General features: G+C 68.5%; 10 protein-coding genes. 3 read left to right on the top strand and 7 right to left on the bottom strand.

The annotated features are described in order from the left end of the window. Nucleotides 1-196: 196 nt before the first annotated feature. Nucleotides 197-1786, bottom strand: coding sequence for a helix-turn-helix domain-containing protein (locus tag DL991_RS26695; protein WP_125787092.1), 1590 nt, complete (start codon nucleotides 1784-1786; stop codon nucleotides 197-199). 254 nt (nucleotides 1787-2040) lie between these two features. On the opposite strand from DL991_RS26695, the gene DL991_RS26690 reads away from it, so the two are divergent. Beyond that, a complete protein-coding gene (locus tag DL991_RS26690) occupies nucleotides 2041-3243 on the top strand; it encodes a phosphatidylserine/phosphatidylglycerophosphate/cardiolipin synthase family protein (RefSeq protein WP_125787091.1) in 1203 nt (400 codons plus the stop codon). Between the two features lie 67 nt (nucleotides 3244-3310). On the opposite strand, the gene DL991_RS26685 is transcribed toward DL991_RS26690, so the two are convergent. From DL991_RS26685 to DL991_RS26665, 5 genes are all read right to left on the bottom strand, one after another. Next, on the bottom strand, nucleotides 3311-5734 hold the full coding sequence (locus tag DL991_RS26685; RefSeq protein WP_125787090.1) for a glucan 1,4-alpha-glucosidase: 2424 nt from the start codon (nucleotides 5732-5734) through the stop codon (nucleotides 3311-3313). A 179-nt stretch (nucleotides 5735-5913) separates the two neighbouring features. Next, the gene (locus DL991_RS26680) at nucleotides 5914-9210 is read right to left on the bottom strand and encodes a fibronectin type III domain-containing protein (RefSeq protein ID WP_125787200.1); all 3297 of its coding nucleotides are present in this window, start codon (nucleotides 9208-9210) and stop codon (nucleotides 5914-5916) included. A gap of 1167 nt (nucleotides 9211-10377) precedes the next feature. Further along, nucleotides 10378-11274, bottom strand: coding sequence for an aminoglycoside phosphotransferase family protein (locus DL991_RS26675; protein WP_125787199.1), 897 nt, complete (start codon nucleotides 11272-11274; stop codon nucleotides 10378-10380). Between the two features lie 111 nt (nucleotides 11275-11385). Continuing rightward, nucleotides 11386-12507, bottom strand: a complete 1122-nt coding sequence (locus DL991_RS26670; RefSeq protein WP_125787089.1) for an HAF repeat-containing protein — start codon at nucleotides 12505-12507, stop codon at nucleotides 11386-11388. A 324-nt stretch (nucleotides 12508-12831) separates the two neighbouring features. Then, on the bottom strand, nucleotides 12832-16281 hold the full coding sequence (locus DL991_RS26665; protein WP_125787088.1) for an indolepyruvate ferredoxin oxidoreductase family protein: 3450 nt from the start codon (nucleotides 16279-16281) through the stop codon (nucleotides 12832-12834). Between the two features lie 162 nt (nucleotides 16282-16443). Between DL991_RS26665 and DL991_RS26660 the strand changes: the two genes are divergently transcribed. Beyond that, a complete protein-coding gene (locus tag DL991_RS26660; RefSeq protein WP_125787087.1) occupies nucleotides 16444-16914 on the top strand; it encodes an Lrp/AsnC family transcriptional regulator in 471 nt (156 codons plus the stop codon). An 84-nt stretch (nucleotides 16915-16998) separates the two neighbouring features. Here DL991_RS26660 and DL991_RS26655 read toward each other — a convergent pair whose 3' ends face one another. Continuing rightward, on the bottom strand, nucleotides 16999-17973 hold the full coding sequence (locus DL991_RS26655) for a YafY family protein (RefSeq protein WP_233598995.1): 975 nt from the start codon (nucleotides 17971-17973) through the stop codon (nucleotides 16999-17001). A 57-nt stretch (nucleotides 17974-18030) separates the two neighbouring features. Between DL991_RS26655 and DL991_RS26650 the strand changes: the two genes are divergently transcribed. Beyond that, nucleotides 18031-20379 (top strand): excinuclease ABC subunit UvrA, encoded by a 2349-nt coding sequence (locus DL991_RS26650; RefSeq protein WP_233598994.1) that lies wholly within the window; start codon nucleotides 18031-18033, stop codon nucleotides 20377-20379. Nucleotides 20380-20388 lie beyond the last annotated feature (9 nt).

Here is a 20388-nt window from a genome sequence, read left to right as displayed (position 1 = left end):
ATCCAGCGGCGTTAGTCGGTCCGTGAATGCCTCGTTGCCTGCCTTGAGGGTCGATGCCAGGAGCTCAAGGCCGGTCGAGTGTTCGCGATCCGGCGGTTTTCGTGCTGGCTCGAGCAGGTAAGTACGTGGAGCAAGCGGAGATTTCCCGTGATTCGCGTCCGGCCACATCTACGTCGCGGTGTCCGACGCACTGCTCTCAAGCGAGCCTGAGCAGGACCGGGCTCCCGGTGACGGTGACGTCGGCACCGGGTGTGACCGGCGCGCTCGTCCCGTCGAGTTGTTCGACCGAGGTGGTGCCGTGGGCCGCCGGGATCCGCGCGGACCGGTCGATGGTCCACCAGATCAGGAACGTCCGGCCGCCCTGATCGAACCGGCACTGCCACAGGTGATCGGGCAGCCCGGCCGTGCGACCTTGCCCGCAGGAATGGATCCGGCTGCCCGCCAGCCACCGGTGCAGGCGCTCCACGTGGCGGGCCGCCTTCGTGTGCGGGCCGCCGACGGGCTGCAACACGATGGGGATCTTGGCGCTGCCCCAGTTGTAGAAGTACATGCGGCGGTATTGCGCGTAAAGCCCGGACAGGAAGAACCGGACCGCGTGCTGCGCGCCGCGATCGGCGTCCACGGGCCGCTGCCTGTTCACGTCGTACGCCGAGCCGGTGCTCCAGAGCCTGATGCCGGCACCGGCCTCGTGCAGTGCCTTCTCGATCTCGTTCGCCAGTGGCAGCATCGTCTCCGGCGGGTCGGAGTCGTTGCGGGGAGCCAGCTTCACCGCGCCGGCGTCGCAATGGTCGTAACCGCCGAGCTTGGCGAACTGCCGCAATTTGTCGAACGCCACGGGATCCCAGAGCTCGCCCATCGACGGGCACACCACGGTCACGGCCGGGTCGACGGATTTGATCACCTGGCTCGCCCGGCGGGTCATCTCCACCAGTTGCGCCGTCGAACCGCTGAAGAAGTCTTGGTGATTGGCCATGTCCCACAACTCGTAGGCGTCGATCCGGCCGCGGTACTGCTCGACGACGGTGCGCACGAAACGCTCCCAATCCGCGAGGTCGTCGGGCGGGCCGGAGCGAGAGTCGTCGGTGTAGACCGATTTCGGGCTGTTCGGGCTCGCCCACGACGGGGTGCCGCCGAAGGTCAGGGTCACCGGGAGTCCTGCGCCGCGGGCGCCGGTCACGAGCCGTTCGAGCGTGTTCCAGTCGTACCGGCCGCGAGTCGGCTCCAGGTTCTGCCACCGGGTGCGCGTGTTCCACAACCGGACGGACCCGACCTCGAAGGACGGCATCCGCCCGGTGTTCGAATTCGCCGTCACCCCGACGAATTCCGGATCGATGGTGCGTGGCGCGTTCGTCCACATCGACGCCTGGATCGTGGCGGGTGCCTGCCGATCGGTCGGGGTGGCCATGGCGCCCCCGGCGAGCAGGACGACCCCGAGGACCGCGACGAGCGCGAGGTTCGCCAGTGGCCGCCTGCGCCCGGGCGACGTCCGCGTGTCCGACGGCGCGTCGGTGTGCCGGACGACGACGTCCGGGATGGCGGCGTCGCCCAGGTCCGCGCGCTCCCACAGTCGGTACAGCTTCGCGAGTTCCTCCCGGTCCGCCCCGCACGCGGTCGCGATCGCCTCGATCGGCGCGAACGTCGTGGGAACACTTCGCCCGGTGCAATAGCGGTGCACCGTCGACCGGCTCAGGTGCACCTTGCGTCCGAGCAGTTCGTAGCTGAGCCCGCTTTGCTGTTTCCGCTCGCTGAGAAGTGCCGTCAGCGCGGCAACCGCCTCGCTCGCCATACCGCTGAGCCCCCTCCGCGTGCCGTGCCGGTCTCCCGATTCAGCCGCCTGCCGGGAGCCCCTGAACGGAGAACAGTGTCCCACCGCCCGCCTCCCATCGCCGTGGGTTCACGTGATCACATCTCCCGGCTCCGACGTCATCGCAGGTCAGAGGCCGGATTTCATCCCACCGTCTCGTTCCTGGCGTTTTCGCTTGCCTGGACACGTCGCGCTGAGCAGCGTGGCCCCGGAGGCAATACAGGGGAGGAATCGACATGAAACCGCACGGGAAACGGATCGGCGCGCTGGCGGCCGCGCTGCTGATGACGGGCGCGGCAGGCGTCCCGGCCGCCGCCGCGTCCGCGCCGCCACAACTGACGACCAGAGCGGACTTCAACACTCCGGGCGGCGGGCAAATCGTCGAGCACCTGCGAAAGCTGATCGATGGCGCACCCGCGAACTCGACCATCAGGACCGCGCAGTTCCTTCTGCGGGACGAGCCGATCACGGACGCGCTCGCGGAAGCGGCGGAACGTGGCGTCCATGTCCAGGTCCTGGTCAACGGGCGGGCGACGGGTCATCCGAACTACCAGGACCTGAAGAACCGGCTGAAGAAGACCGGCGACAAGAAATCGTGGGCGAAGAGCTGCGCGGACGGCCGAGGGTGCAACGGCGGGAACGCGATGCACAACAAGTTCTTCCTGTTCGAGCGAACGCTGGGCGCGGCGGCCGTGGTCGCGACCGGATCGGCCAACTTCAGCGAGAACACGACGGGCGGCAAGGGTGGCTGGAACAGCTATTACACCGACGTCGGGAACGCCGGCCTGTTCGCCAGGTACAACGACTACTTCACCGACTTGCGCAAGGTCGCGGAGGGGGCAACGGCGAACCCCGACTACTACGAAGCCAACCCGCCCGTCGTCACCGGGAACACCAAGAGCTACTTCTACCCGAGGCTCAAGGACGAGGGGAACGACACCGTCGAGAACTCCTTGAAGGAGGTCGGCTGCTTGTCGGAGAAGAGCAAGATCCGCATCGGGGTATGGTCACTCACCCGGATGAAGATCATCGAACGGCTGCGGTTCCTGGCAGCCCTGGGTTGCACCGTGGACATCGTCGCTTTGCGGATGACCGCGGGCGCCTGTGAAACGCTGATGAAGGGGCAGCCGGATCGAGTGCGGCTTCGCGGCTTCAAAGCCGGGAACGAGCACGGCATCCATGAGAAGAACATGATGATCGAGGGCGACTATCTCAAGCCGGGCACCAAGGTGGTCTTCACCGGCAGCCAGAACTTCAACAACCCGTCCTTGCACGAGAACGACGAGAACGTCATCCGGATCTTGGACAACGACGGGATCTACCGGAGTTTCGTGAAGAACTTCGAGCAGGTGGCCGACGCCGCCGACGAGGAGATCGAGTCCCCCGCGGACTGCGTGAAGATGCTCCCACCCAACGAGCCCGACCCTGCCGAAGGGTAAAGAGGGGAACCGCTCAGCGTCTCCGATGTCACCTTGGAGACGCTGAGCGCCCGAGTGACCGAGAGGGTCAGGGCCGCCAGGTGTCGTTCAGCGCCAGCGTGCAGCCACCCGAAGCGGTACCGGCACGATTCGCCCCTGATTCCCAGACGATGTTGCCGCCTTCCTTGCGGATGTACTTGTACTGGAAGGCGGCATCCTTCGGCAGCGTGACATTCGCCGTCCACAAAGGATAGTCGGCCGAGGCCATCGGGACGGCGTTCGCCGGATTCCACGCACCGAGTTCCGCGCGGTCGCCGACGACGAAGATGTTCTGGCCCCATGAAGTGGTGGCGTTCACCGTGAACTTCGCCGACACACCGGTGCAAGCGGCGCTGTACCGCTGCTTGACCACCGACGGTGTCTCGACCGGGGCACCCGCGTCGATCGAGTGCGCCAGCCGGACGAATTGCGCCATCGACCAGGCCAGTGGCGTCGCCCCGCCGGTGCCTTCGCCGAAGGTGAAGCCACCCGTGCTCGGCCGGTCCCAGACCTGTTCGGGGATCAGATAGCCGGGGTTCGCCGCGGCGGCCATGGCGGCGAGATGCGTTGTCGCCTGGCGGCCGTTGGCCAGTTCGTACTCGCCGCGTTCACCGGTGAGCAATGGCCACAGCCGTCCGACACCGGCACCGGTGTAGGGCCCGCCGGAAGCGGTTTCGCCGTACCCGTCGTGGTTGTACCGGTACCACATCGGACCGTTCGGGGTGTTCACCTTGAGCGTCGAGTCCACCTCGGGTAGCGAGGCGGCGACGTCCGGATCCGCCGCCGGTTTCACGCCAAGGCGCACGAGGTCCAGGAAGCCGGCATCGATGATGGAGCGCTCGTCGTGGTTGCCGCCCCCGTTCTGCAGGAAGATGTTCTGGCCGTCGTCGGGATTCCCGTTGCCGTCGATGCGGTGGAAGTACCAGCCGTCACCGAGCGGCCCGGACTTGGTGAACGTCCAGGCGCTGACCTGCGACTGCCACCGGTCGGCGGTTTCGCGGTACCGAGCGGCGCCGGCGGTGTCCCCGTTCCGTTGGGCGATGTCGGCGGCGCAGATCAGCCCGGCGATCTCCGCGGCGATGGTGGAGGGCGAGTAGCCGCCGTTCTCCTCCCAGCGTTCCTGCGGGGTGGACGGGCCGCGTGCGACGAGGAAGTCCGCGGACTTCTTCACCTTCGCCCACATCCCCGCGTCGAACCGGCCCAGTTGCCACGCGAGCACGATCGGGAAGGCGACCTCGTCCATCTGCAGACTGGTCCAGCAGTTGGTGCCGTCGAGCCGGGTGTTCTGCGGGAACGAGCCGTCCGGCCGTTGCTGCACGGTGAACAGATAGTCGACCGAACGGTTGGCCGCCGCCGAATCGCCCGCCGCGATCTGCGCGGTCGAAACCTGGTAGAGATCGCGGGACCAGACGGCGTGGTATCCGCAGTCCCCGGTGGTGTTCGCGTCCTTAGCCTCACCCCACGGATTGGTGAGCGACGCGACGTTCGCTCCCGGATATGTCTTGTCCTCGTGGGCCTTGAGGGTCATGAGCGCGACGTTGTACTGCGTGGTCAAGCCGGCTCCGGTGATCGAACGGGGCACCGCGGCCAGCGAAGCCAGATAGCCGTTCCAGCCGGACCGGTACGCGGTTTCCGCCGCCGCGAAACCACCCGTGAGAGAGGCGGACGCGTTCGCCGACGCGGCGCCGCGATCGCCTCCGAAACCGACCGCGAGGGTGAAGGTGGTGTCGGTGCCCACGGGAATCTGCCCCAGTTGCACCAGGTTCCCCGGCGTGGAGGCCGAGTCGTACTGCGTGCCGAGGACGTGATCACCGCTCAGGTCGACATAGCCGTCGCTCGCCGACCCGCTGTAGCCGCTGGTCGCCTTGACGAAACCGGTGGAAGCGGCCAAGGCGCTGGACACCGGCCCGTCCGAAGCGACCAGCTGCCCGCCGGAAGTGGCGCCGGTGTCCCCCATGCCGCTGTTGTTCAGGGACGGGTTGTACAGCGCGTACAACTGCAGCGGGCCTCCGCTGAGCACCTCGAACCGGGTCTGGATCAGCACGGTGGACCGGGCCGGGTCGGCGGTGTGGGTCTTGGTGATCCGGTAACGGCCGTTGGTGGCGGTGTTGATCTGCCGGTAGCTCAGCGAACGCGGATCGGAGAGCACCAGCTGTTTGGTGGTGTGATCGCGTTCGAGCTGGGTGAAACCGGCGCCGTCGGACACCACGTACTGCAGATCCTGGACGTTGGCGACGTCCACGGTCGGGTAATAGATCTCGTGGCTGATGCCCTGGCCGAGGGTGAACCACACCTTCGACGCGGCGTCGGTGGCGGTCCCGAAACCTTCTTTACCCCCGGTCGTCCAGGCCGCCCCGGTGCCCGGCGCGCCGGGAGCGTCCGCCAGCGGCGCGGCGCTCGCCGGCACGGGTGCCACGAGAGCTGCCGCGGTCACCAGCGCGATTGTCGCGCGACGCCGCTTCGGAGATTTCATGTCGATCCTTCCCACAGGCTTCATCGACGGCAGGATTTGTTGTTAGCGGCAACTTATTCGCTGTCCGTCTTCACCGGCAGGGCCGATCGGAGTAACCCGGACCAATCGCGAGGGTGGTCCGGTCATGGATCCGGCCCCGCCGCGAGGTGCGACGGGGCCGGATCAGGGTTTCCGAGGGATCAGCCGACCGGGCGCGGCTTGAGGTTCACCTCCACCGTGTTGCCAGGACCGGAGGCGACACCGCTGACGATGTCGTTGAGGAACCCGCAGCCCTGCAACGGCGGCAGGGTGTAGGAACCGGTGAGCTTGCCACCGGCCAGCGGGTCGAAACCGGCCTTCGACTGGAGCGGGATCTGGGCCGGCGTCTTCGTCTGGCAGGCCGGGCTCGCCGAGACCGGGAAGCCGAAGATGCTGATCCGCGGCAGTTTGACGGTCACCGCCGAGGTCGACTTGAGCACCCCGGCCGCCAGCGTGCCGGTGGTCTTGCCCGCCGACGCGAACTCGATCTTCGCGTTGACCGGGACGAAGCCCCAGAGCGTGAGGTTCGCGCTCGTCGGGTTCAGCGTGAGGTCCGCGTCGAAGGTCCCGTTCGCCAGCGTGATCGCGGCGTTGATACCGCCACGCAGGTCGATCGGGCCGGCGAGCTTCTTCAGCTGCGTTTTGCCGGTCAGGTCGTAGCTGTACTTGACGACCGGAGACGTGTTCGGCTGGGTTTTCGCCGTGACCGGCGAGGACGCGGCCGACTTGTTCCCCGCGGCGTCCTTGGCCACGACAGTGAACGAGTACTCCGTGTCGGAGGCGAGACCGTCCACGGTCGCGGAAGTCCCCGTCACGGTCTTCACCAAGGTGCTGCCGTTGTACACGTCGTAACCGGTGACGCCGACATTGTCGGTCGCGGCATCCCACGCGAGGCTCACGCTGGTCTGCGTGGTCCCGGTGGAACGCGGATTGGCCGGCGCACCGGGCACCTCCGTGTCGGGCGCGGCCTGCGTCCGGACGGTGATGGCGGCGCTGGGGGTCGACATGTTGCCCGCCGCGTCCTTCGCGACCACGGTGAACGAGTACTCCGTGTTCGAGGTGAGACCGTCCACCGTCACGGAAGTCCCGGTCACGGATTTCACCAAGGTGCCGCCGTTGTAGACGTCGTAACCGGTGACGCCCACGTTGTCCGTCGCCGCGTTCCATTCGAGGCTCACGCTGGTCTGCGTGGTGCCGGCGGAACGGGGGTTGCCCGGCGCGACAGGAGCCTGCGTGTCGGGCGCGGCCTGCGTTTTCGCCGTGACCGCGGCGCTGGGAGCCGACGCGTTGCCCGCGGCGTCCTTCGCGACCACGGTGAAGGAATACTCCGTGCCCGGCGCCAGACCGTCCACGGTCGCGGAAGTCCCGGCCACCGTCTTCACCAACGTGGTGCCGTTGTAGACGTCGTAACCGACAACGCCCACATTGTCGCTCGACGCGTTCCAGGACAGCGCGACGCTGGACTGGGTGACTTCGGCCGCGGCGAGACCTGCCGGGACACCAGGTGCTTCGGTGTCCGGGACCGTGGCCGTCCGAGCGGTCACCGGCGCACTGGGCTCCGACTTGTTCCCTGCCGCGTCCTTCGCGACGACAGTGAAGCTGTACTCGGTGTCGGCGGTGAGACCGTCGACCGTGGCGTTGGCCTCCGTCACCGACTTCACCAATGTGGTGCCGCTGTAGACGTCGTAACCGACAACGCCGACGTTGTCGCTCGAAGCGTCCCACGCCAGGCCGACGCTGGAGGCCGAGGTACCGGTCGCGTGCAGGTTGCCCGGCACACCGGGCGCCTGCGTGTCGGGCGCGGCCTGCGTCTTCGCCGTGACCGCGGCGCTGGCGGGCGACGCGTTACCGGCGGCGTCCTTCGCGACGACGGTGAAGGCGTACTCGGTATCGGCCGTCAAACCGTCGATCGTGGCCTGAGGTTCCGTGACCGACGTGACGACCTCGGCGCCCTTCAGTACGTCGTAGCCGGTGACACCGACATTGTCGCTCGAAGCGTCCCAGGCCAGCGTCACGCTGGTTTGGGTCGTTCCGGTCGAGTGCACGTTCGCGGGTGTCGTGGGCGCCTGTGTGTCAGGAGCCTTCGCGGTCTTGGCGGTAGCGGGCGCGGTGGCGGGCGAGACGTTGCCCGCCGCGTCCTTGGCCTTGACGGTGAACGCGTACTCCGTGTCCGGGGTCAGGCCGTCGACCGTGGCCGACGTGCCGGTCACCGACTTGACGAGATCGGCTCCCGCGTAGACGTCGTAGCCGGCCACGCCGACGTTGTCGGTGGCGGCGCCCCAGGACAACGCGACGCTGTCCTGAGTCACTTCACCGACCGTCACGGCACCGGGCGCCGAAGGAGCGGCCGTGTCGGCGGCGGGAGTGACGGTGAAGGTGTGCAGGACGTTGGCCTGACCGTTCGCCGGAGTGCAGTCCGCGACGAACGTGCCGAGGCCGGTCTCCGCACCGGAAGCCGTCAACGGCGTCATGGTCAGCACCAGATCGTGCACCGAAAGCGTCGCCGTTCCCGGCTGGTCGAACCGCAACGCCGGCGCGGAACCGCTCGCGTTGACGATCAGGTCGTTGCCCTTCGGCGGAATCGGCTGCAGCGGGATGGCCGTCGGCACGCCGACCGCGAGATGTCCCTGCGGACTGGAGACCAGCGAGGTGGCCAGCGCGGAGCCCTTGAGGGTTTCGGCGCCGACGAGACGAAGACCCTCGGTCGCCGTTTTGCCCGCGTTGGACACGGCCGTGATGTCGATCTTCGGGGTGAACTGGCCCACCGGGATCGTGTCGGGCAGCGTCGCGTTGACGTCGACCGTGACGTCCTGGTTGCCGATCAACGGGAACGGGCAGCTGTAGATCTGCCGCAGCGGCGGGTGATTACCCGTGCCGACAACGGCTTCCGGGGCGACCGGCGAACCGGTCACCGTGTAGGTCTGGAGGACGGTCTCCTGCCCCGGCGCGAGGACGCAGTCCGAGGTGAAGGTGCCGAGGCCCGTCGGGGTTCCGTCGGCCTTGAGCGGGGTCATCACCAGCTGGAGGCCGGTCACGGCGAGCGACGCGGTGCCCGGCTGGTCGAACCGCAGCGCGGGAGCGCTGCCCGTGGCGTTGACGACGAGGTCGTTGCCCACCGGCGGAATGGGCTGGTTCGGCACGTCGGAGTCGACCTTCACCGTCATCGTGCCCTGGCTGCCGGGCATCGTGACGGTCGAGGTCGCCTTCGCGGTGCCCTTGATGGTTTCGGCGCCGACGAGACGAAGGCCCTCGGTCGCCGTTTTGCCCGCGTTGGACACGGCGGTGATCTCGATGGCGGGCGTCAATTTCCCGGCCTCGATCGTCGAAGGCTGGGTGGTCTTGATGGTGACCGAAACGTTCTGATCACCGATCAACGGAAATGGGCACGAGTAATTCTGGGTGAGCTCACCCGGAGCCGCGGCACTGGTGCCCGAGCCTATCGTGAGACCCAGCGCCACCAAGGCCGCCGTACTGACGACGGCGATGCCCCCAGTGGCCAGTCTTCGACTACGTCTTCTGTGTTTCACAGGTCCCTCTCCAACACATAGACCACGCTCGCCGAAATCGCCGAAAACGAATGACACCCGCTTCAGCGGGGTTCATCTTCAGCGGGCGCATGTGCACGTTTACGGTTATGCCACAGGGAATTAACACACCCGCCGGGCACGCCAGGCAAGCAAAATCACAAAGCCCGTGAGACCATTCGATGTCTTTGTCACACGCGATCGATTCGCCCTTCGCGAATCTGTCAGCCGCGCGTCCAAAACGTCCGTCATCACGTCGTCGAAGGTGGTTACTCGCCAACAGGGGCGCGGTCGGGTCGGAGGTTGGCTGTATCCGGCCCGCCGATATCCGCGACCGGGCGATGACCACGCCTCGCCACGCATCACCCGCCGCCAGCGAAGGACCCCTTCACCGCCTTGAGGACAGGGTTCTGGCAATGTTGCATAACCGGTCCGCAAGGAACATTCCGCGACGACGGTGTCCTTTTTGGGCACCTTACGTGGGGTCGTGAGTGGCAATGACGGTTAGAGCCAAAGGTGTCTTAGGTACCTGCATGGGTTCCGGCCGCGGTTGGTGCCAGGCCCCGGTCCGTGGAGATGTCGTGAAGGGCACCTTTGAGACGATCATCGTCTCAAAGGGCACCTTCACGACATGCGAGTTCGACGCCAGGCCATCGGAAGCACTGAAGCTAGGTACCAAGTGGCGGGCGGGTCGGGATCGCAGGTCCGTGAAGGACTCCTTCCCTACCCTGAGAGCAGGGAAGGAGCCCCTCACTACACGCCGGCCCGCATCAGCCCGGGCCGAGGCGGGCCCCGCTGCCACGGGCGGGCAGGAACGCCACCGTGTGCCTCAGCGCTACAGCGACAGCGCGTGAAGCCCCATCCTTGCGACTACGTAGGCATAAACCAGGCATTTCACGACTCGGAGGTGTCCCTTGTGGACACTCATAGTCTTGACTCATTCCGCGAGTAAGCCGAATCGCCACTCATGACCCTGGCAGAAGTCCCTCCGGACAGTCGACGATGTCCGTTCACATCACCAGGAGCGCCACCGGCCCCTCAGGGCAGGCAAGGAGGCCTTCCCAGACCGGTGAGCGCGGTGACCCATACGCCACGTTTGCCTTACCCCTCAATGCCGGAAGGCTCCGAGAAGATCTCGCCCAGAACGCGCCGCGCGTCCGCGGCTTCCTCGTCGGCGCGGCCTCTGGTCCGCGCGCAGGCGACCAGCGTCTTCCACAGAGCCCAACCACGCCCTCGCGCCCACGCCGCGTCGTCGACCGAAAGCCGTTCGCGGAAAGCCTGCCTGCCGTCGGCGCTCAGCAAGGTCCAGGCAATGGCGATATCGCAGGACGGGTCGCCGACACCGCAGGTCCCGAAGTCGATGACGGCCGCCAGTTCCCCGCCGTCGAGCAGCAGGTTCCCCGGCGCGACGTCGCCGTGGAACCAAATGTCCGCTCCGTCCCAAGGAGCGTCCAAGGCCGTCTGCCAGATCTCGCGGGCCAAGCCGACGTCGATGTCGCCGTCCAGCGCCGTGAGTGCGCGCTCGGCAGGCGCGTCATAGGTGCGCAGGGTGGCACCCCGGAACCAATTGTGCCTGCCCGGCTGTGGACCTTCCGCGGCATCGACCTTCCGCAACGCCGCCAGGAAACCGGCCAGGTCGAGAGCGAACCGGACAGGGTCGGAAATACGGCCCGCGCTCGCGGGTTCGCCGTCGAGCCACCGGTAAACCGACCACGGGAACGGGTAGTCCGCGCCGGGCAGGCCCTTCGCCAGCGGCACGGGAATGGGCAGCGGCAGCCTGGGCGCGAGAGCAGGAAGCCACCGCTGTTCCTTGTCCACCGCCAATGCGTACTCGGCCGCACTCGGCAGGCGCGCCACCATTTCCTCGCCGAGCCGGAAAGTGACGTTGTCCCAACCGGATTCGGCCACGACCCGAATCGGGAGCCCGGCCCACCGAGGGAACTGCTCGGCGACCAGTCCACGCACCTGCGCCACGTCGACGGCGACTCGCCGCGGCATCGGACCGAGATCCGGCGTACTGCTCAACACGACATCCTTGGTCGACGAGGTCTTGACCGGTCGCGCCTGCCGAGGAGCAACTTGGCAGGCGCGACCGGGATCGCCGAGACGTTAGTCGAGTGTCCAGTAAACCGCGTGGGACTTTCCGGCAGCGGTGCCGGCGACACCGACGACGCGGCCGTTGTCGCTGATCCGGTAGGCCTGGCTGCGGGTGCCGCCGGGCAGCTTGCCGAGTTGCCTGCGTTCCCCGCTCTGGAACCAGACCGTCGCCTGACTCTGGAAGGTGCCCGCCGCGGTGCCCTGCGCGTTGACCGCTTCGGCGTCGGCGCCGAGGCCGTCGTCGGCGAGGACGGCGACGTCACCGGCGGGATCCCAGATCACGGCCGAGCGGCGAGGCGGGTTGAGATAGCCGGAACCGACCACGTAGCCGGTGGAGCTGATCCCGTAGACCCAGACGGAGTGCGGGCTGGGCCATTCCATGGGGTGAACCACGCCGTCCCGGTCCCATTTCGCCGGAATCGGCGTCCCGCCGGCCTGGCGCATGGTTCCAGCGGCGACCCCGTCCTCGTTCATCCGGCTCGCCCCGCTGCTCGCGCCCAGTGGCGCCAGCTCGGTGATCGGCCCTCCGTTCACCCACCGCACGGCCTGGTTCGCCGCGGAGCGGACGGCGCTGCCGACGATGATGGTGCCGTCGGCGGAGATGCCCTCGGCCATGCTCCAGGTCTCGCCGGGCAACGTACCCAGATCCGTGGCCACGCCATCCGGATCCCAGCGGAAGCCGTGATAGTGGTTGTCCGGCGTCAGCCAGTTGCCGACGACGACGCCGGTGTCGCTGATCGCCCACGCGGTGGCGTTGTGGTAGCCCGGCGGAAGCTGCAGCGCGGTCGCCTGGCCCGCCGCGTCCCAGCGAACCGGCACGGCGGTGGTCGCTGTCAGCACGTAGCCGGCCGAAACCCCGAGACTGTTGATGTCACGCACCTGGCCCTCGGTGCCGCCCGGTGTGGGCAGCGCCATGATCTGACCGTCCGCGCTCCAGCGAACCGGATGACTGCGCTTCGGGGTCGGGCCGAACAACGACAGGCCGATCATCTCCCCCGCCTCGTTGACCGCCAGGACCGTGCTCTCGTCGTCGCCGGGCAACGTCCCGAGATCCACCGGCCCCACCGGGGTGGCCCGCGCGGTCCCCGTCACCGCGCCCGTGATCACCACAACCGCCGCTACCAGCGACAACATCCGTCTTCGCCCTGTCGGCACACGATTTCTCAGCACGATGACTCCCCAATCCCGATCCGGTGGTATGCGATGTGCAGCCCCCGATGCGACAGTAATGCATTTCCTTCACGAATTGCTCGCGTCGTGATGTCGTTACACACGAACAGCCGACCCGATTCCGCCGGGAAGTCAACCCTTGTGGCCTGTACGCGAATAGTGCTATCCGGTTGTCTCGTCCTCGAAACCACGCAAATTCGTGATACAAGAACCGCGCGGAACCCGGAAAACGCTGCCGGAAACATAAAATGGTGACAAAGTTCGCGATTTCCTCAACACCTGAATCCGTCAGCCGCTCACGCCGAGCCGCTCTCCCGGCACGAGCCCGGCGAGGAGCGCGGACTGTTCCCTCTGGTAGGCCTCGACGTTCGCCAGTTTGACGTCTTCGTAGCCGCGGACCAGATCGGGCAACTCGGCCAGCGCCAGGAGCCTGCCGCGATCGGCGCCCTCGGTACCGAAAGCGGCGAGGATCGTTTCCCGGTACTGCGTGACGAGCTCCCGCTCCACCTTCCGGACGTGTGCCTTGCCGAACGGGTCCCAGCGCGTGCCTCGCAGTTTCCGCGCGGCACGCAGCGCGACGAACACCGGGCGGAACTTCGGGCCCAGTGCGATCTTCCGCTTCATCCCCAGCGCGCGGAGCACGGGCGGGTGCAGACGGTAGGCGTAGCGGCTGCCCACCCCGAACTCCGCCTCGATCCCGGCGAGCACGGCTGGATCGAGCGAGAGCCGCGCGACCTCGTACTCGTCCTTGTAGGCCATCAGTTTGTGCAGGTTGCGGGCCACCGCTTCGGTGACGGCGGTCGACTCCCCTTCCAGCACCCGGACGCGCTCGACGAACTCGGCGTACTCCCGCGCGTAGCGAGCGTCCTGGTACTGGACGAGTTCGGGCACGCGGATGTCCAGCAGGCGCGCCAGTTCCGAACCCGGCTCCGCGTGCACGAGTGCGCGGGCACGCAGGGCGGCCGCCGACGGGGCCGGGGTCGCGGCGACGGCGGGAGGGGCGACAGCGGCGTGCAGTCCGTCGGGATCGGCGACGAGCTGCCTGCCGCGCCGGAACGCCTGGAGGTTGCCCGCGACGGCGACGCCGTTGAGTTCGATCGCGCGTTCCAGGCTGGCCGCGTCCAGCGGGATGGCGCCGGTCTGGTGTGCCGCGCCGAGCTGGAGGATGTTGGCGAACTGGTCGTCGTCGAACAGGGTTTCCGCCAGTGCCCGCGCATCGAGCGCCACGGTGCGCGCCGCGCTCTCCGAGATCGCGCCCCGCACGGCCGCCGCGTCAGGGAAGGACACGGTGGTGTCGACGACCATCCGGCCGGTCGGCACCTCGGTCGTGGAGACCACCGCGGTGGTCCGGCCGGGGTCGGTCACCGTCAGATTCGCGGGGTCCGCGCCGACGAGGACGTCACAGGACAGGTAGAGATCGCATTCCCCGGCCGCGAGTTTCGGGGCCTGTGGTGTCGGCTCCGCGGTGATCTTCAGATCGGAGACGACGGCGCCGCCCTTCTGCGCGAGCCCCGTCTGGTCCAGGGTCCGGACCTGCCTGCCCTCGATCACGGCGGCCGTGGCGAGGATCTGCGCGACGGTGACCACGCCCGTCCCGCCGACACCGGTGATCCGCACGGTGAAGTCGGTGCCGGTGGTCTCGGGCTCCGGCAGTTCGGCCGCCGTGATCTCCGCGAGCCGCGCCCGGTGTTTGCGCCCGGTGGGCAGCACCGTCATGAAAGACGGGCAGTCGCCCGCCAGGCACGAATAGTCCACATTGCACGACGACTGGTGGATCGCGGTCTTGCGGCCGAACTCGGTGCTGACCGGCTGCACGGACAGGCAGTTCGACTTCTCACCGCAGTCGCCGCATCCCTCGCACACCCGCTCGTTGATCACGACCTTGGCGGCCGGGGTCTCCAGCTTGCCGCGACGGCGTTTGCGGCGCTTTTCCGCGGCGCATTCCTGGTCGTGGATGAGCACCGTGACCCCGGGAACGCGGGCCAGTTCCTCTTGGGTGCTCAGCAATTCGTCGCGGTGCCGGACCTCGACGCCGTCGGGCAGCCGCACGCCGCGGAACCGCTTCGGCTCGTCACTGGTGACGACCACCTTGGCGACGCCTTCGACCAGCAGCAGCGACGCGAGCCGCTCCACCGGCAGCCCGCCGACGGCGTCCTGTCCGCCGGTCATCGCGACGGTCGCGTTGTAGAGGATCTTGTAGGTGATGTTCACCCCGGCGGCCACCGCGGCCCGCACCGCCAGGCTGCCGGAATGGGTGAACGTGCCGTCGCCGATGTTCTGCACGAAATGCGAGGCGTCGACGAACGGCTCCATCCCGAGCCACTGCGCGCCCTCGCCGCCCATCTGGGTCAGGCCGACCACGTCCCCGACCTGTTCCGGTTCCATGAACAACGCCATCGCGTGACAGCCGATGCCGCCGCCCACCACCGTGCCCTCCGGCACCTTGGTCGAGGAGTTGTGCGGGCAGCCGGAACAGAAGTACGGCGTCCTGGTCAGCAACGGCACCGAGATGCGCTCACGGCGTCGTCGCTGGCGCCACTCGGTCACCGACGGGATCTCGTGGTGCTCGCTCAGCCGCGCGGCCAGCACCCTGGCGATGGCGTCCGGGTCGAGTTCGCCGAGTTCGGTGCACAGGGTGCGGCCGTCCGGACCGGTCTTGCCGTGCACGGCGGGCGCGCCGGCGGTGCCGTACAGCACCTCCTTGATCGCCGACTCGACGAAGGAACGCTTCTCCTCCACCACGACGATCTCGCTCAGGCCGTCGGCGAACCGGCGGACGATCGACGGTTCGAGCGGGTGGATGACGCCGAGTTTGAGGATCCGGATCCCGTGCCGGGACAACGCGTCGGCGTCCAGGCCGAGCAGCCGCAGCGCCTGCATCAGGTCCAAATAGGACTTTCCGGCGGTGACGATGCCGACGCGGTCCGCGGGTCCTTCCTGGACGATCCGGTTGATCCCGCTCGCGCGCACGTACTCGACGGCCAGCGGCAGGCGTTCGGTGTACAGGCTGCGTTCGAGCGCCATCAACGTGGTGCCGAGCAGCCGGGAGCTGGGCTTGTGCCGGTAGGCGGGCAGTGCCAGCTCCGGCGCCGTCCACCGCGGCCGGACGTGCGCGGTGCCCGCGGCGTCGGCCACGTTCGCCACGAGTTTCATCGACGACCAGAGCCCGCTCGCCCTGGACAGCTCGACGGCGTGCAGGCCGAAGTCCAGCACGTCCTGCGAGTCGGCGGGGAAGAACACCGGCATGGCCAGGTCGGCCAGCGCGAGCTCGGAGGCGCAGGGCACCGAGGAGGACTTGGCGTTCGGGTCGTCGCCGACCAGCGCCACCGCGCCGCCCGCCGGATCGGTTCCCGCGAGGTTGGCGTGCCGCAGGGCGTCGGTCGCCCGGTCGAGACCGGGTGCCTTGCCGTACCAGAAGCCGGTGACGCCGCCGCGCGACGAGCCGACCGACGCGGTGAGCTGGCTGCCCATCACCGCCGTCGCGGCGAGCTCCTCGTTCAGGCCGGGGCGGTGCACGACGTCGTGCTTCTCGAGCAGGACGGAGCGGCGGCCGAGCTCGAGGTCGTACCCGGCCAGCGGGGAACCCTCGTAGCCGGAGACGAACACGGCGGGGGACGCCCCGGCGGCGCGGTCGTGCCGCACCCGGTCGAACAGCATCCGGACCAGGGCCTGGACCCCGCTGAGGTAGACGGTGCCGTCTTCCCGCAGATACCGGTCCTCCAACGTGAACTGCTCCACCAGACCTGCCTCCTTCGGCACCCCCGTGCGATGTCACGACAGGAGACCCGACCGCGCGGGCCGCCGCAACAAGCGGCAGTCTATTGACCAACAGCACGCAAAAGATCCGGCCCATCCTGACCGCTGGCCGATATCTGTTGCGTCTGCGTACCATCCTGGCTCATGGCGGACCAGCTCATCGACGAGACCGATCGCGAAATCCTCGAACTGCTGCGGGAGGACGCCCGGCGCACCCTCGGCGACATCGGGGCCCGCGTCACGCTCTCGACCGCGGCGGTCAAACGCCGCATCGACCGCATGCAGGAGGCCGGCGTCATCGTCGGCTACACCGTCCAGATCGACCACGCCAAACTCGGCTGGGCCATCGAGGCGTTCACCGAACTACGCTTCACCGGGACCACGAAGGTCGGCGAGATCGTCCGCACCACCACCCGGATGCCCGAGGCCCAGGCGGTGTTCACCATCGCGGGCGACCCCGACGCGCTCGTCTGGCTGCGGGTGCGGGACATGGGCCACCTGCAGCAGACCATCGACGAGATCCGGCGGCACCACCAGGTGACGGGCACGAAGACCCTGATGGTCCTGGACTCCTGGACACGCGGGCAGCAGTGGCCCCACCCCGGCGACACCTGAGCCGCCGTGTTACGCCTCCAATCACGCGAGTTACGCCTCCAATCACGCGAGTTACGCCTCCAATCACGCGTGATCGCCCTCTGATCACGCGTGATCGCCGTCTGGCCCCTTGCTTCCCCGGACCAGCCGTTCCCCTGTCCGCGCGACGTACTCCCCGAACTCCGCCGGTTCCTCCACCGCGAACTCGATGTCGGTGAGGGTCAGCACGACGGCCAGCCATTCGAAGGAATCGACGTACGCGACATAGCGGCAGCGGTGGTCGCCGAGGGCTTCGAAACTCCCGTCGATCCGGTGGAGCCGGGCCGCGGCCTCCTCCGCGCCGACGTCCAGGGTCAGCGTGATCCGGAGCGATTTCGGGCTGTGGAAGCGTTCTTGGAGATGAGCCGCGACGTCGTCCACGGGCAGGGTGCGGGGCTCGAAGGCCACCTCGGCCGACTTCGGCTCGGCGATCCGGTCGAGGCGGAAGCTGCGCCAATCCCGTCTGCCGAGGTCCCACGCGTAGAGGTACCACCGCCTGCCGAGCTGGACGAGGCGCATCGGCTCGACCGTCCGCGACGACGGGCCGCCCTTCGCCGTGTACGCGAACTCGAGGCACCGGCGAGCCGCGATCGCCGCGGCAAGGACGTTCAGGACGTCCTGAGTGACCCGCGGTGGTTCGCCGGTCCCGAACTCGACCGCGGCGAGCATCGCGTCGGTCCGTTTTCGCAGCGCGGCGGGCAGGACACGCCGGAGTTTCGCGGCGGCGCGGTCCGCCGATTCGGCGGTCAGGTCGACGCCCGTGCCGCCCGCCGCGGCGAGCCGCAGCCCGAGCACGGTGGCGATGGCCTCGTCGTGTTCCAGCATGAGCGGCGGCAGCGCGGTGCCCGCGACGAGACGGTAGTTGCCGCCCGGGCCGCGGCTGCTCTCCACGGGATAGCCCAGGCCACGGAGATGGTCGATGTCCCGGCGAAGCGTGCGAGGCGGGACTTCCATGGCCGTCGCGAGTTCGGCGGCGGGCCACTGGCGGCCGGACTGCAGGAGCGACAACAGCCGCAACATCCGTTCCCGTGGTGCCGTCATGACGCCTCCCGCTAATTGTGGCCGTAAACCGGCCACATCTCATCGTAGCCTCGGTTCATGGCGAAAGTTCGAGATGAGCGTGGCCGGTGGATCACGGTGGAAGGAGCCCGGACGAACAACCTCCGCGACGTGTCCGTGCGGGTGCCGAAACACCGGCTGACCGTGTTCACCGGCGTGTCGGGGTCGGGGAAGTCGTCGCTGGCGTTCGACACGATCGCGGCCGAAGCCGAGCGCCTGGTCACCGGGAGCTATCCCGCCTTCGTCCGGAACCGGCTCCCCCAGCATCCGCCCGCCGACGTCGACCGGATCGACGGGCTGGTCTTCACCACGATCGTCGATCAACGGCGGTTCACCGGGAACGCGCGATCCACCGTGGGCACGGCGAGCGACATCGGGCCGCTGTTGCGCCTGCTGTTCTCCCGCCTCGGCAAGCCGGGCGCCGGCTTCTCGCCCGCCTATTCGTTCAACGATCCCGCCGGGATGTGCCCGCGCTGTGAAGGGCTCGGCATGGTCGACGACATCGATCTCGACCGGCTGCTCGACCGCTCGCGGAGCCTGCGCGAAGGCGCCGTGCGCTTCCCGACCTTCGCCCCCGGGACCTACCGGTGGAAACGGCTCGTCCACGCCGGACTCGTCGACCCCGATGTCCCGTTGGGACGGTTACCGGCGGCGAAGCTCGAAACCCTGCTGCACGCCGAAGGACTACGCCTCGACGATCCCGGCTCCGACTATCCCAAGCACGGCGTCTTCGACGGCATCGTCCCGCGGCTGCGGGACTCGTACCTGCGCAAGACACCGTCGCGCCTCACCGCCGAGGAACAGGAGGGACTCGCCGGGGTCGTCAGCCGGGGCGTCTGCCCGGAGTGCGAGGGAACCCGCCTTTCCGAAGCCGCGCGCGGCAGCCTGATCGACGGGCGGTCCATCGCGGATTGGTCGGCGATGCCGGTCGGCGAGCTGCGTGACGTCGTCGCGGCGGTACGCGATCCGTCGGTGGCGCCGCTGGTGCAGGCGATCAAGGAACGCCTCGACGCGCTGGATTCCGTCGGCCTCGGCTACCTCAGCCTCTCCAGGGAATCGAGGACGCTTTCCGGCGGCGAAGCCCAGCGCGTCAAGATCGTCCGCCATCTCGGCAGCGCGCTCAGCGACGTCTGCTACGTGTTCGACGAGCCCAGCACCGGCCTGCATCCGCATGACGTGCACCGGCTGCTCGAACTGCTGGCCGAACTCCGCGACGCGCACAACACGATCCTCGTGGTCGAACACCATCCCGCGGTCATCGCGGCGGCCGATCACGTCATCGATCTCGGACCGTCCGGCGGCGACGGCGGCGGACGCGTCCAGTTCGAAGGCGACCCCCGCGAGCTCACCACGGCCGCCACCGAAACCGGACGGATTCTCGCTGCCCCGCTTCACTTCCGCGAGCGGCCCCGCACCGCCCGCGGGGCCGTGACGATCTCCGGCGCCCGCAGCCACAACCTCCGTGACGTCACCGTCGACGTTCCACTGGGCGTCCTGACCGTCGTCTCCGGTGTCGCCGGTTCCGGAAAGAGCACCCTGATCACGGGCGAGCTTCCCCGGCGGCATCCCGACTTCCTCGTCGTCGAACAGGCTCCGCTGCGCGGTGGCATCCGCTCCACGCCCGCCACGGTGCTCGGTGTCGCCGAACCCGTCCGCGAAGCCTTCGGCAAGGCCACGGGAAAGAATCCGTCGTGGTTCAGCGCCAACGGCCGGGGAGCCTGCCCGGTCTGCAAGGGAAAGGGCGTCATCGTCACCGATCTCGCGTTCCTCGACGACGTCCAGACCGCCTGCGACGCCTGCGGCGGCACCCGGTTCAACCCGGCCGCTCTCGACGCGCGCCTGAGCGGCCGGACCATCGCCGATGTCCTGGCGATGAACCCGTCGGACGCCGCCGCCCTGTTCGGCGAGGGGTCCCCCATCGCGCAGCGGTTGCGCTGGCTGGACCGGGTCGGGCTCGGCTACCTCACGATCGGGCAGAGCCTCGACACCCTGTCCGGCGGCGAACGGCAGCGGCTGCTGCTCGCCCGTCACCTCGCCGACGCGGGTCCCGCGGACGAACTGCGCCTGATCCTCGACGAACCCACCGCCGGACTGCACGGCAGCGACGTCGACCGGCTGCTCACCCTTTGCGACGAGCTGGTCGACGGCGGCGCGACGCTCGTCCTGATCGAACACGACCAGCGGGTGATCGCGCACGCCGACCACGTCATCGACATCGGACCGGGCGCGGGCGCCGACGGCGGGACGGTCGTGTTCGAGGGCACGCCGTCGGCTCTGGCCGAGGACTCCGCGTCGCTCACCGGCCGTCATCTGCGAACGCGTTCCCGGCGCCGGACGGCGCCGGGAACACCCACCCGCCCGGGAACAGTTCCCGGGCGAGCGCGATGATTCCCGATT

The organism is Amycolatopsis sp. WAC 01375 (genome assembly GCF_003947325.1).
Lineage (GTDB): Bacteria > Actinomycetota > Actinomycetes > Mycobacteriales > Pseudonocardiaceae > Amycolatopsis.
The sequence above is the reverse complement of the archived record's forward strand: the minus strand, read 5'-3'. Positions and strand labels throughout refer to the sequence as shown.

Bases quoted from the DNA above. Each gene is read 5' to 3' on its own strand.
- DL991_RS26695 (WP_125787092.1), bottom strand. From the start codon at position 1,786: ATGGCGAGCGAGGCGGTTGCCGCGCTGACGGCACTTCTCAGCGAGCGG.
- DL991_RS26690 (WP_125787091.1), top strand. From the start codon at position 2,041: ATGAAACCGCACGGGAAACGGATCGGCGCGCTGGCGGCCGCGCTGCTG.
- DL991_RS26685 (WP_125787090.1), bottom strand. From the start codon at position 5,734: ATGAAATCTCCGAAGCGGCGTCGCGCGACAATCGCGCTGGTGACCGCG.
- DL991_RS26675 (WP_125787199.1), bottom strand. From the start codon at position 11,274: ATGCCGCGGCGAGTCGCCGTCGACGTGGCGCAGGTGCGTGGACTGGTC.
- DL991_RS26670 (WP_125787089.1), bottom strand. From the start codon at position 12,507: ATGTTGTCGCTGGTAGCGGCGGTTGTGGTGATCACGGGCGCGGTGACG.
- DL991_RS26660 (WP_125787087.1), top strand. From the start codon at position 16,444: ATGGCGGACCAGCTCATCGACGAGACCGATCGCGAAATCCTCGAACTG.
- DL991_RS26655 (WP_233598995.1), bottom strand. From the start codon at position 17,973: ATGACGGCACCACGGGAACGGATGTTGCGGCTGTTGTCGCTCCTGCAG.
- DL991_RS26650 (WP_233598994.1), top strand. From the start codon at position 18,031: ATGGCGAAAGTTCGAGATGAGCGTGGCCGGTGGATCACGGTGGAAGGA.